Here is a 13564-nt window from a genome sequence, read left to right as displayed (position 1 = left end):
TACTAGTATCCTGGGTTCTGAACCAAGTTAGGGTTAAGAATAAGCTGAGCGGATGGAATTGGGAACAATTGACGGTCTGGGTTGCCCACAGCGTCAGCTTCTTTGAAGTCCCAATCTTTGGTGTACTGTCCAAAACGAATCATGTCGTTCCTTCTCCAACCCTCGGTGTACAGTTCACGAGCTCTTTCATCCAAAAGATCTTGCTCGGTCACAGTTCCAAGTGGAGTAGCTCCCCTAAGGGTTCTCAATTCGTTAATCATCGCGGTTGGATCTCCGCCGCTTCTCATCATGGCTTCGGCCTTCATCAAATACGCATCTGAATACCTAAAGAAAATGATATGGTTGGCGAAAGCTCCATCTCTTGGGTTGTACTTAATGACACGGATACCGGTGATTTCGTTGTTGTCCACAAGGCTTGGTTGTCCGTCTACAGCACTGACGAAATCTCTGGTAAAGCTCAATGGGATACCATTTCTGTCTTCTAGTGCGGCACCGTTTGGTCCATATTGTTGTCCGATTAAGAATCCGAATCCAACGTTGGAACCGTCAACAATACCATCGCTGTTTTCGTCTGTACCATAGGAACCATCAAAGGCAATACCGTTCGGAGGAACAAATCCTCTACGGGTTTCTTGACCATCTTGTAAAGTACCGTCATTAAGTCCTCTGTTGTTATTGGCGTCTCCTTCGAACAAGTCGTAAAACTCGGCCAAAGTACTGAAGCCGTTCCAACCACCACCACCTAGCTCAGTAGAGTTGTAGTGCAAAGTGTTGAAAATTCTGGCACCAGCGGAAGCCTGAACATAGAAAATTGTTTCGGTATCACCACCTGGCACAAAAATGTCAAAGTAATTATCGGCCAACTCATAGCCATCACCTTCAATACCATCTACCAAAGAGATGATTTCAGTCATATCTGCCGAATCAGGATTTCCTGAGCCATTGTAGATATGTCTGTTCAAAAGCACTTTTGCTTTTAAGTATCTAGCGGCAGCCTTGGTTGCTCTAGAGTTATCGTCACCTGCAGATGATGTTGGCAGATTGGAAATGGCAGTATCCAAATCACTCAAAATAAAGGATACAGCGTCATCACCGGTCAAAACATCTGGATCACCCAAGGGGTTGGCAGATTCCGTATCCCTGTAAGGTACTTGTCCAAAGTTGTCCAAGATAATGAACATGGACAAACCTCTTATGAAGGCTGCATGTCCAACGGCTTCCGTAGAGGAGGCAGATCTAGAGTCCAATACTTCACTGGCTTGCAATTGCAGACCGTTCCATTCGTTCCAAACACCTAGAATATACTGATGCTCTGGAGTCCAGGAATGTTGGTGCAATTGTCTCCAAATCCCATTGTCCCCCCAGTCAGAACCTCTGGTAGGTACCAAAAGGGCGTCTGTGGTTACTTCGTTCAATGCATACAGGTTGGCCTGTGTGCCAAAATAGCCGTACAAATCGTTGTACATAGCAGTGACCTGGCTGGATGCAGCTTCAGCAGTTTCAATACCTGTGAAGCCCTCGGCCAGTAAAGAATCAGTTGGCTCTACTTCCAAGTCGGTACAGGAAGTCAGCATGACACCTGCCAGCAAGGGAAGGGCCAAATATCTGTTCGTTTGTTTTAAAATATTTCTCATTGCTCTTTTTTTTTAAAATTTAGCGTTGATTCCCAAAGTTACTGTTCTTGGTCGTGGGAACGCAGTGTAATCTATACTTGCACTGGGGATACCAGTACCGAAGTCTCCTGTGTTTGAGGATACTTCTGGATCCAATCCGCTATAATCGGTAATCAAAAACAAGTTTTGTCCGGTTAGTGACAATCTAAGGCTTTTTAGGGCTCCTTCTCCGCTCAATGGCACGTTGTATCCGATGTTGGCGTTCTGTAATCTTACAAAGTCACCTTTTTCCAAATACAGTGTAGAAACCTCTTGGCTCACATTAACGTTCAAACCTCTTGGGTCAACGTTTCTTGTAGTTTCAAAGGTTGGTCTGTTCAAGAAGGCGTTGGCAGTGTTGTTGTACACAGAGAATCCAAACTGACCTGTGAAGAAAGCTGAGGCATCCCAGTTTTTAACCCTAAGGTTAAGGGATAGACCAGCGTTTACATCAGGAAGACCATCTTCTCCCACGAAATCTTTTTGATCAGGGTTGAAGTTTGGATTTCCGCTGCTGTCTTCAGAATACTCGGCCATGTAGAAAGAGAACAAAGATCTACCTTCTCCCAAACGTTGTGCGAATGCATCGGTAAGACCAGGTCCGTTCAATGCACCAAAGTTGGCGGTAATACCATTCAAACCTTCCACAGTGTTCTTATTGTAAGATACGTTGAAGGAAGTTGAGAATGATACATCCTCTGTTTGTACAAAGTCGTAGTTCAAGCCGAGTTCAATACCTTGGTTGATTACGGTACCGTCCTCTAGGTTTTTAAACACGAATGGGTCAGCAGCAGGGGCTGCAGCACCTTGTCTGAACAAAAGGTCTCTTGTTTCTCTGCGGTACAAATCGATGGATCCACTGAATCTATCCATATTTATACCGAAGTCCAAACCAAGGTTCAAATCCAAAGTGGATTCCCATTTCAAATCTGGATTCTGTACGGCTACGGTCTGTGCACCTGGTCTAATGATATCTCCACTGTCGGTGATACCAGGACCTCCAAATCGCACCCTTCTTAAGAAGTTGGCATAACCCAAACCTTCTTGGTTACCGGTGATACCAGCACCCAATCTCAATTTCAAGGTAGAGAAAGTATCTCCGATAAAGTCTTCTTCGTTCAACTTCCAGGCAAATGCTCCAGAAGGGAAATAACCGTATTGGTTATTACCACCAAATCTTGAAGAACCGTCCGCTCTTACAGTGGCGGTAAACAAGAACTTATTCATCAAACTATAGTTCGCTCTGGCGAAGTAAGATTGCAGTTCGTCGGTGTTGTCGAAAGTATCGATCCAAACAGAGGTATAGTTACCAGAGGTAATATCCAAAGTTGCGGTATCCTCAAAAGGATTAATACTGTTTACGAAAGTACCGTTAGGAGCAAAACCAGCTTGCTGGTATGGTCCAGTAATGCTGTTACGGATGCTGTTCACATCGTCGATCAAAAGCTCACCCATCGCATTCAAGTCTTGGGTAGGTGCTTGCCATCCTTGAGAATTGAATCCTCTTCTTCGGAAATCCTGGAAGGAATAGCCTACGATTATATCCAAGGAAGAATTATCGAAATCCTTTTTGTAGTTAAGGGTGGCTTCTAAAAGTTGGCTGGTAGCGTTCAAGTTGTTGAACGCAGTTTGACCGTTTCCAGTAACACGGTTAAAGTTGTTTGCGTTGGCCGAAATTGAAGTAATGGCATCCGCATCAGAATCATCATAACCTACACTCACCTTAGCAGTCAACTCCTCCAAAATATCGTATTCTGCAGAAACATTGATCAAAGCACGGTTTGTGTTGGTAACAGACTGCCAGTTAGCCAAGTAGTTGGCTGGGTTCAGCTGGTTCCCTTCCAAGAAAAAACCTGGATTTGAAGGCCATGTTGGGTTGGCAGAGTAAGCAGCACCAATCAAGTTACCACTAGCTCCAGAACCACCACTAATAGGGGGTGCATCATCGTTCACACGGGAAAGCGAAGCTTGAAGGGTCAAACGCAACTTGTCGTCCAAGAAACGCTGACTTGCATTGATTCTTCCTGTGATACGCTCTTGTGCTGATTTTTCAATCACACCAAATTGCTTACTATAAGAGAAAGTAGCTCTTACGTTACCACTACCATAATTTCTTGAATAAGAAAGGTTCTGGTTTTGGGAAGCAACAGTACGAGTAATGATATCTTGCCAATTTGTATTGAAGCCGAAGTCGGCAGCATCAGCAATTTCCTGACTTCTTTCAGTAGCAGTGGCAGACAAGAACTCATCCCTGTTAAACAAATCATATTCATTGGCAGGTGTTGAAATACTCAAGTTGGAGTTGAATTCCCAAACGCCACCTGAACCAGCTCTACCACTTTTAGTGGTAATGATTACAACACCGTTCGCACCACGAGAACCGTAGATGGCCGTAGCGGAAGCATCCTTCAAAATAGACATGCTCTCGATATCGTTCGGGTTGATAAAGTTCAATGGGTTTCTGGTAGCATTACTACCGTTGATTACGTCACCACCAGAAGGAGTTGTTGACTCCCCAGAAAGAGGGATACCATCTACTACAAAAAGTGGGTTGTTGTTAGAACGAATGGAGTTGGAACCACGAATCCTAAGATTCACCCCAGCTCCAGGCTCACCACTGGCTTGTGTTATCTGAACACCCGCGGTTTTACCTTGAATCAACTGTTCTGGGGAAGCGATCACACCTCCATTAAATTCTTCAGAGGTTACGGCAGCAACAGCACCTGTCGCATCCTTAACCGTAGTTTGTCCATAACCAATGATCACCACTTCGTCCAAAGCTTGCGCATCTTCAGTCAAGGTTACATTGATAGTTGATCGACCGTTTACGGCAATCTCCTGAGTTTGGAAACCAATGTAGCTAAAAACTATAGTGGCATCGTCTCCAACATCATTAAGGGTGTAGTTACCATCAAAATCGGTCTGCGTACCATTGGTAGTCCCTTTTACCAATACGCTTGCCCCTGGCAACGGCCCGTTTGCATCCGAAACGGTACCTGATACGGTTTGAGCTTTTACCAACCCAAAGCATAAAAATGCCCCGAGCATCAAAAAGCTTCGTAGTAGCGTAATCTTCATAAATAATTAATTTAAGTTTAGTTAATTTTAATTCAAGTGTTAAACATATATAAAAAAAAGGTTAATCTAAATTTAAGCATATCGCAAAAGGCAACGAAAACGGTTTCGTGTTCATAACTTTATGAAGTTTGGAATTCACAAATTTGATTTAGCCTGATTGCTGCATTTCCATTTAAAGCGACAGGAATTACGAAATCAACAATTTTCCACTAATATAACAATTTTATTGTTTGGCATGAATTTTTAAATAAAAGACTGGTTGTTGATTCAATATTTTCCATTTTGTTAAAAAAGTGGGATTTCTGCCCGATCTTGGATCGGAATTGAGTAATTTTCCCTTAAAGATTGTCAAGCAAGGTTTAAACATTTGGTCATTGAAAGCAAAGATTACCCTAAAAGATATAGCCAGAGAACTCGAGGTATCCATTTCCACCGTTTCCAAAGCACTTAAGAATAGCGAGGAAATCAGTAGGGACACCAAGGAAAAAGTACAAGCCTTTGCCAAGCTCTACAATTACAAGCCCAACAACATTGCCATAAGCCTTAAAAACAAGCGTACCAAAAATATCGGCGTGGTTATTCCTGATATTGTCCATCATTTCTTTACCACGGTAATTCGTGGAATTGAAAAGTATGCCAATGCACGGGGCTACAACGTAATCGTTTGTTTGTCCGAGGAATCTTTTGACAAGGAAGTGATCAATATGGAGATGTTGGCCAATGGAAGTATTGATGGATTCATCATGTCCCTCTCTTCCCAAACCCAAGAAAAAGGCGATTATAACCACCTAAAGGAAGTTACCGAACAAGGTATTCCTGTGGTACTGTTCGATAGGATTACCCACGAAGTGGAGTGCGATAAGGTCATAATTGATGATGAACTCGGGGCCTATCAAGCAACCAACAAGTTTATATCGCAAGGCAAAAAGCGAATTGCATTGATTACTACCGACGATTACTTAAGCGTAAGCAAAGCAAGGACCAAGGGGTATTGGAAAGCGCTTCAAGACAGTGAGTTGGAGGCGGACGAATCCATGATTCTTAAAATGCCGTCCATGGAAATGGACGAAGAGGCCATCAAAAACTTCTTGAACACAAAAAATCCAGATGCCGTACTGTGCGTGAACGAAATATTTGCCGTGTACAGTATGCGCTTGGTACAACAAAAAGGATTGCGTATTCCGGAAGATATCGCCTTTATCGGCTTTACAGATGGCGTATTGTCCAAGTATGCCAATCCGAGCCTTACGGTAGTGGCACAACACGGCGAAAAAATGGGTGAAGTTTCCGCCCAAATGTTGATCGATAAAGTAGAAAGCGAAGCGGAAGAAGAAACCTATCAAACAAGAATACTGGAACCCACTCTCGTAATTCGGGATTCCATTGCACACTAAGCCCTATATTCCTTGAAGGCATGAACGCAAAACCAATCTTTGTTTTTTTGATAACACTTACCGTGGTATTTTCGTGTAAACAAGAAGCCAGGCAAGAGCCTACCATTCCACCCATGAAGAAGAAAGAAGTAGTCTATCAAGTATTTACGCGCCTATTCGGCAATACCAATACCAATAATAAACCTTGGGGTACCATTGAAGAAAATGGAGTAGGCAAGTTTGCCGACTTTACTGGCGAAGCCTTGGCTGAAATAAAAGACTTGGGCGTTACCCATATGTGGTACACTGGTGTGCCACACCATGCCGTCATCCGGGATTACACCGCTTACGGTATTTCCAACGACGACCCGGATGTGGTGAAAGGAAGGGCGGGCTCTCCTTATGCCGTAAAGGATTATTACAATGTAAATCCCGACCTGGCCCTCGACGCTTCCAACCGACTGGAGGAGTTCAAGGCACTCGTTCAGCGCACCCATGATGCGGGAATGAAGGTGATCATCGATATCGTGCCCAACCACGTCGCCAGAAACTATGAAGGGTTGACCAATCCCAAAGGAGTTGACGATTTTGGAGCTTCGGACGACACCTCCAAAGCTTACGATAAGAACAATAACTTTTACTACATCCCCGGAGAAGCGTTTCAAGTACCCGAATGGCAAGACGGGTACTTACCGTTAGGAGGTGATACACATCGGCTGTCCGATGCTAAATTTGAAGAGGTGCCCGCCAAATGGACCGGAAATGGTTCGCGTTTGGCCAGGCCACACTTCAATGACTGGTACGAAACCGTAAAGATAAATTATGGTGTGTGTCCGGACGGAACCAAGGATTTTCAGGAACTGCCCGAAGAATACCGTCAAAAAGGTTTTAAAGAACATTACGAATTTTGGAAGGATAAAAACCTGCCCGATTCATGGTACAAGTTCAAGGACATCACCGAGTATTGGTTGGACTTTGGGGTAGACGGGTTCAGATTCGACATGGCCGAGATGGTACCCGTGGAATTTTGGAGCTATCTCAATTCCAATATCAAAATGAAAAACCCTGATGCCTTTCTTCTGGCCGAAGTCTATAATCCCCAGTTGTACCGAGATTACATTCAAAAAGGCAAAATGGATTATCTCTACGATAAGGTGGAACTGTACGATAGCATCAAACACATTATGAAGGGCTACGGCTGGACCGACCACATTCCAGTGGTTCAAAAAGGAATGGCTGATATAGAGCACCACATGCTCCATTTTTTGGAAAACCACGACGAACAACGTATCGCCAGCCCAGAATTTGTAGGCAATGCCCAACTGGGCAAACCGGCCATGGTAGTTTCCGCCACCATAAGCACATCGCCGACAATGATTTATTTTGGCCAGGAGGTGGGAGAGCCCGGTGCAGAAGATGCAGGTTTTGGGAAACCATCCCGGACTTCGATATTCGATTATATTGGAGTGCCTCATCATCAACGTTGGGTTAATGATAAAAAGTTTGATGGTGGCCAATTATCCGAAGAAGAAAAAAATCTACGCGATTTTTATAAGCGACTCTTAAACTTTACCATTAACAGTGAAGCCTTGATGGGAGCGTATCAAGAAATCCATTTTTACAATAAGGACCGCACCGAAGGCTATGATCACCGAGTGTTATCCTATGTGCGATGGACCGAAAATGAAAAGCTGATTGTCCTGTCCAATTTTGATGCAGAAAAAAGCTATTCCCTTGACCTGAAGGTGCCGGAAGACGTGATTGCCAAATGGAAGTTGACCGATGGAACATATCCTTTAACGGAAAGGCTGTATCAGCAAATAAAGCCCAAATTGGAGGTAAACAATGGTCAAGGCCAGGTTCAAGTGCAGCTCCAACCTTTGGAATCTTTTATTTTTAGGTTGCCCTAGCTTTAGAGCTTAACGAAAAATATAGGTTTAGGTAATTTTGTCAAGCACAGTACAAGCCATATTTCCCTAGCAAATCGTATTTTTAACAACCAAAACGAACCAAAAAAATGAAGAAAACCTTTGTTGCAGCTCTAGGAGCTATGTTACTTTTAACCAGTTGTGAAATGACAAAGAACAAACCATTGGTTGTAGGTCATCGAGGTGCCATGGGGCATGAGACCGAGAATACGTTGGCATCCGTACAAAAGGCCATGGACTTGGGCGTGGATATGATCGAGATCGATGTATTTAAAATAAGTAGTGGGGAAGTCGTTGTTTTCCATGACGAAAGAGTAGACAGACTTACCAATGGCGGGGGCAATATCGAGGAATACAATATTGTCGATCTTAGACAACTCATTTTAGATGGCGGACATAAGATTCCAATGCTTCAGGAAGTATTGAGATTGATCAATAATCAAGTAGCCTTAAATATCGAACTCAAGGGCGATGATACCGCTGATAAGGTGAACCATATCGTCAACTATTATATCGAAAAAGAAGGATGGAGCCCGGAAAACTTTGTGATATCCAGCTTTAAGTGGGATGAGCTCAGAAAAATGAGAGAAAAGAACAAGGACATTCAGATTGCTGTTTTAACGGAAGACGACCCTATGGAAGCCATCAATGTGGCCAAGGAACTGAACGCGGTGGCCATAAACCCTTACTTTAAACAATTGACCCAAGAGAATACAGCGGCAATGCAAGCAGAGGGATTCAAAGTGTATACCTGGACAGTAAACGAGCCTGCTGACATCCAAAAAATGATGGAGTTCGGAGTAGATGGTATTATCACCAACTACCCAGAAAGAGTGAACTGATGTTCGATGTAATCATAGTAGGGGGCGGAGCAGCAGGGTTTTACGCCGCAATCCAAATTGCGGAGCAAGCACCGAACCTTCAGATTGCCATTTTTGAAAGGGGCAAGACCGTACTTTCCAAGGTAAAGGTATCCGGAGGTGGGCGCTGCAATGTGACGCACGGTGAATTTTCCCCAAAAGAACTTACGGCCAACTATCCAAGAGGCGAAAAGGAGCTTCTAGGGCCCTTTCATACCTATGCCCCAATGGACGTTATGGCCTTTTTCGAGCAACGTGGCGTTCCGCTCAAGATCGAGGAAGATGGCCGAGTTTTTCCAAAAAGCGATTCTTCCCAAAGCATCATTGATTGTTTGGTGGGTCAGGCTGAACGTTTGGGGGTGCAGATCCTCAAAAACAGTTCTGTGAAAGCCATAGCTAAGATAAATGAGGGTTGGCAGGTCACGACCATGAACAAACACTACACGACCAAAAAATTGCTGTTGGCCACAGGAAGTAATCCCAAAATCTGGAAGATTTTGGAGGATTTGGGACATCATGTAGTGCCGCCAGTGCCCTCCTTGTTTACGTTCAATATCAATGATGAACGAATCAAAGGCATACAGGGATTGAGTACCTACGCTACAGTAGAGGTGCTACCCAAAAAGACGTTCCATACCGATAGAAAATCCTTGAACCTGAAAAGTATAGTCAATGAGGATGCGCTGTTGTACGCCGATGGCCCACTATTGATTACCCACTGGGGGATGAGCGGGCCGGCCATTTTGAAACTTTCGGCATGGGGGGCCAACCTCTTGAACGAATACAACTACTCCTTCAGGATACGGGTCAACTGGTTGCCCGATTACAGCACCGAATCCATGGAGGCTTATCTAAAAGAATTGAAAGGAGTAGAAGCCAAAAAGACCGTGATGCGCACCAACCTCACCGAGTTGCCCAAGCGCTTATGGCAACGTTTGGTGGCCGCTGCCCAAATTTCACCAGAGGAACGTTGGGGCGACATCAACAAAGAGCAGCTTCAGGCACTTGCAGAGCAATTGACCGCATCATCATTCAAGGTGGAAGGCAAAAGCATCTTTAAAGAAGAGTTCGTGACCGCAGGAGGGGTCGATTTAAAAGAAATCAATTTTAAAACCTTTGAAAGCAAGTTGCATCCTAACCTCTATTTTGCGGGAGAAATCATCAATGTAGATGCCATTACGGGAGGTTTCAACTTTCAAAATGCATGGACGGGAGCCTACATCGCGGCACAAGGTATTCTCTCCAACTAAAATTACGACACCAACATGGCCACCCAAGCGGCGATTACCCCACCCAAAATAGGACCGACTACGGGAACCCAAGCGTATCCCCACCCATTGGAACCTTTGTTTTTTAAGGGCAAGAGCGCATGTACCATCCGAGGACCCAGATCACGTGCCGGGTTGATGGCATAACCCGTAGTTCCGCCCAAAGACAGGCCAATGCCCCAAACAATAAGAGAAACTGGCAAAGCGCCCAAGGAACCGAGTCCGATGATTTCATTATTCGTGGAGATCACGGCATCCGTAAAATAGAGTACGGAAAATACAAGAACGAAGGTGCCCAAGATTTCCGAAAATAGGTTGATGCCCGTATTGGGAATCGCAGGAGCGGTACAAAACACGCCTCTTTTGGTTCCGCCATCCTCCGTGGCATCAAAATGATCTTTATTGACGAGCCATACACAAAAGGCAGCGAACATGGCACCGATAAACTGGGCCAAAACATAGCTTGGCACTTCATTCCACGGGAATTCACCTGCTACGGCAAGACCGACGCTCACTGCTGGATTGATGTGCGCTCCGCTGTGTGGCCCGGCGACCACAACACCAGTGTACACCGCAAAGGCCCATCCAGTGGTGATTACAATCCAACCGGAGCCATTACCATAGGTTTTTTGTAGGGAAACGTTGGCATTTACGCCCAATCCAAGTACCATTAATAAAAAAGTACCCACGATCTCAGAAATAAATGGAGTCATATATTCGTAATGTTAGTGTTTGTTTGGTTTTTGACAAGATTACGGATTTTCGGTCCAATATTCGAGTGCTTTTATGGCCCTGTACCACCCCTTGATGCCTTCATCAATGGCTTCTCGCTCTTTGGTGGGATTAAAATGTACATCGGTTTGCCAGATATTTTGGATTTCTTCAGGACTTTCCCAATACCCGACAGCCAACCCAGCCAAATAGGCGGCCCCCATCACCGTGGTCTCCACGATTTTGGGCCGAACTGTAACGGTGTTCAACACATCGGCCTGAAACTGCATCAACATATCGTTTACGGTGGCCCCACCGTCCACACGGAGTTCCTGTATCGAAATACCTGAATCGGCCTCCATGGCCTTAAGGATATCCATGGTCTGGTAAGCGATGGACTCCAAGGCGGCCCTTGCAATGTGGGCATCGGTACTTCCTCGGGTGAGTCCAAAAATAGTTCCCTGAGCCTTTTGGTTCCAATGCGGAGCGCCCAGGCCTGCAAAGGACGGAACAAAGATCACGCCATCGGAGCTATCCACGGAACTCGCCAATTTTTCAACCTCTGATGAGGTTTTGATGATGTTCAAACTATCCCTGAGCCACTGTACCACGGCCCCTGCAATAAAGATGCTGCCTTCAAGGGCATAGGTGGTCTTTCCGTTGATTTTCCAGGCAACTGTGGTCAAAAGATTATTTTCGGAGACAATAGGTTTTTCCCCAATATTCATCAGCATAAAACAACCAGTGCCGTACGTATTTTTTACCATGCCCTGTTGGGTACACATTTGGCCAAAAAGAGCGGCCTGTTGATCACCTGCAATCCCTGCAATCGGAATTTTGGTGGCAAAAAGGCTACCACTGGTATGCCCGTACACCTCACTGGACTGTTTTACCTCGGGAAGCATGCTTTTGGGAATCGTCAACAGTTCCAACAATTCAACGTCCCAGTCCATCGTATTGATGTTGAAGAGCATGGATCGGCAGGCATTGGTAACATCGGTGATATGCAGTTCGCCATCGGTCATTTTCCAGATCAGCCAGGTATCGATGTTTCCCAAAACCAAATCCCCTGCTTCAGCTTTTTCCCTGGCTCCAGAGACATTGTCCAAAATCCATTTGACCTTGGTGCCCGAGAAATAGGAGTCGATTACCAAACCTGTTTTTTCTCGAATGAGTTTTGATTTTCCAGCTTTTTTTAGCTCATCGCAATAATCTGCGGTGCGCTTGTCCTGCCAAACAATGGCATTGTAGACCGGCTCACCGGTATTTCTGTCCCACACCACCACGGTTTCCCGCTGATTGGTAATGCCAATGGCAGCCAGTTGGGAGGCTTTGATGCCCTTTTTGCTCACAGCTTCGGCCGCCATTCCAGCTTGGGTAGACCAAATTTCATCTGGGTCATGTTCTACCCATCCAGGTTTGGGGAATAGTTGTGTGAATTCTTTTTGTGCTACGGAGATGATGGTTCCCTTTTTATCGAAGACTACGGCACGGGAACTAGTGGTGCCTTGGTCCAAAGCCAGGATATATTGATTCATTTTGTTAATTTAAGTGCGTTTCAATTTACTAAAATAAATTTGGCTATCACATTGGTTTAACATGGCGGACACATTTATAGCATTGCTCAGGGGTATCAACGTAAGCGGTCAAAAAAAGATGAAGATGGCCGAATTAAGGGCTGTTTTGGAAGATGCCGGACTTCAAAACGTAAAAACCTATATCCAAAGCGGTAACCTAGTTTTTGATAGTAAAGAATCGAATGCGAAGAAACTTGAGGGGGTCATCGTGAAGACCATTTTGAATCATTTTGGGTTTGAGGTGCCCACCCTAGTGGTTCGGGAAGACGACATTCAACAAATTTTGAAGGGTAATCCCTTTTTGGAAACATCGGAGGAAAACAAACTTTACTATGTGCTGCTCCAAAACCCCGCACAAAAGGAATTGGTGGAGGAATTTAATCAACAAAACTTTGAGCACGAGGATTTTTATATCACCGATACCTGTGTTTACCTATTGTGCAAAAATGGTTATGGCAAAGCCAAACTCAACAATAATTTGATTGAACGAAAATTGAAGGTACAGGCGACCACAAGAAATGATAGGACGATGCGAAAGCTATTGGAGCTATCCAACTAGTTAATTCAGTTCCCAGATTTTATAGTTCAATGCCGAGGCAAAAGCTACCCATAGCACATAGGGAATGAGCAAATAGGCCGCAGGTTTGCTGATAACCCTGAACCATTTAATGGTGAGTATGATCATGGTGAGCAAGGCAAGAATCACAATCATTCCCCCGAGCGGATTTTTAAGTCCAAAGAATACAATGCTCCACAGCGCGTTCAATAAAAGCTGAAAAATAAAATGGTACAATGCGGTTTTCACCCAAATATGGTGATACCCCTTGGACCAAACGATTCCCGCTGCAACGCCCATCATAATGTACAATGCGGTCCAAACAGGGGCGAACAGGTAATTGGGTGGCGTAAAGGACGGTTTGTCCAGCGTAAGGTACCAATCGTTTACCGAGCTCTGGGTGGCAATACTCGAAAGGAACCCTATGGCCAGGCAGACCAAAACACTTATGGTGATGTAAAGGACTCTTTTTTTCATGGTTGGAGCAACTTCGACTAAAATAAGAATTTATTTCAATCCGATTTACAGTAAGTTTGTGACAAAATTGTACATCAAACCCAT

Annotated in this window: 10 protein-coding genes; 5 read left to right on the top strand and 5 right to left on the bottom strand. The window is 44.6% G+C overall.

What is annotated here, in order from left to right; genetic code table 11:
• Positions 1–2: 2 nt before the first annotated feature.
• Positions 3–1634 carry a RagB/SusD family nutrient uptake outer membrane protein gene (locus EO130_RS00910; protein ID WP_127139659.1) on the bottom strand — a complete coding sequence of 544 codons (1632 nt, stop codon included), beginning with the start codon at positions 1632–1634 and terminating at the stop codon, positions 3–5.
• A 12-nt stretch (positions 1635–1646) separates the two neighbouring features.
• A complete protein-coding gene (locus EO130_RS00905) occupies positions 1647–4730 on the bottom strand; it encodes a SusC/RagA family TonB-linked outer membrane protein (RefSeq protein ID WP_127139658.1) in 3084 nt (1027 codons plus the stop codon).
• A 374-nt stretch (positions 4731–5104) separates the two neighbouring features.
• Here EO130_RS00905 and EO130_RS00900 point away from each other — a divergent pair, with 374 nt between their 5' ends.
• From EO130_RS00900 to EO130_RS00885, 4 genes are all read left to right on the top strand, one after another.
• Complete coding sequence (locus tag EO130_RS00900; RefSeq protein WP_127139657.1) at positions 5105–6124, top strand: LacI family DNA-binding transcriptional regulator; 1020 nt, start codon at positions 5105–5107, stop codon at positions 6122–6124.
• A 20-nt stretch (positions 6125–6144) separates the two neighbouring features.
• A complete protein-coding gene (locus EO130_RS00895) occupies positions 6145–8013 on the top strand; it encodes an alpha-amylase family glycosyl hydrolase (RefSeq protein WP_127139656.1) in 1869 nt (622 codons plus the stop codon).
• Positions 8014–8177: 164 nt separating this feature from the next.
• Entirely contained in the window at positions 8178–8873 is a 696-nt protein-coding gene (locus EO130_RS00890; protein ID WP_127139655.1) for a glycerophosphodiester phosphodiesterase, read from the top strand.
• Positions 8873–10141 (top strand): BaiN/RdsA family NAD(P)/FAD-dependent oxidoreductase, encoded by a 1269-nt coding sequence (locus EO130_RS00885; protein ID WP_127139654.1) that lies wholly within the window; start codon positions 8873–8875, stop codon positions 10139–10141. Before EO130_RS00890 ends, EO130_RS00885 begins: the two co-directional genes overlap by 1 nt.
• A gap of 2 nt (positions 10142–10143) precedes the next feature.
• Here EO130_RS00885 and EO130_RS00880 read toward each other — a convergent pair whose 3' ends face one another.
• Together EO130_RS00880 and glpK are read right to left on the bottom strand one after the other, a co-directional pair.
• Positions 10144–10872: an MIP/aquaporin family protein gene (locus tag EO130_RS00880; RefSeq protein ID WP_127139653.1), complete on the bottom strand. Its 729-nt coding sequence runs from the start codon at positions 10870–10872 to the stop codon at positions 10144–10146.
• Positions 10873–10911: 39 nt separating this feature from the next.
• A complete protein-coding gene (gene glpK, locus EO130_RS00875) occupies positions 10912–12408 on the bottom strand; it encodes a glycerol kinase GlpK (RefSeq protein ID WP_127139652.1) in 1497 nt (498 codons plus the stop codon).
• 61 nt (positions 12409–12469) lie between these two features.
• Between glpK and EO130_RS00870 the strand changes: the two genes are divergently transcribed.
• A complete protein-coding gene (locus tag EO130_RS00870) occupies positions 12470–13006 on the top strand; it encodes a DUF1697 domain-containing protein (protein WP_127139651.1) in 537 nt (178 codons plus the stop codon).
• Here EO130_RS00870 and EO130_RS00865 read toward each other — a convergent pair whose 3' ends face one another.
• Positions 13007–13480 carry a TspO/MBR family protein gene (locus tag EO130_RS00865; protein WP_127139650.1) on the bottom strand — a complete coding sequence of 158 codons (474 nt, stop codon included), beginning with the start codon at positions 13478–13480 and terminating at the stop codon, positions 13007–13009.
• Positions 13481–13564: the final 84 nt, after the last annotated feature.

It is taken from the genome of Flagellimonas marinaquae (genome assembly GCF_003992675.1).
Lineage (GTDB): Bacteria > Bacteroidota > Bacteroidia > Flavobacteriales > Flavobacteriaceae > Flagellimonas > Flagellimonas marinaquae.
Note: the sequence above shows the minus strand (reverse complement) of the source record. Positions and strands in the feature narration are given on the sequence as shown.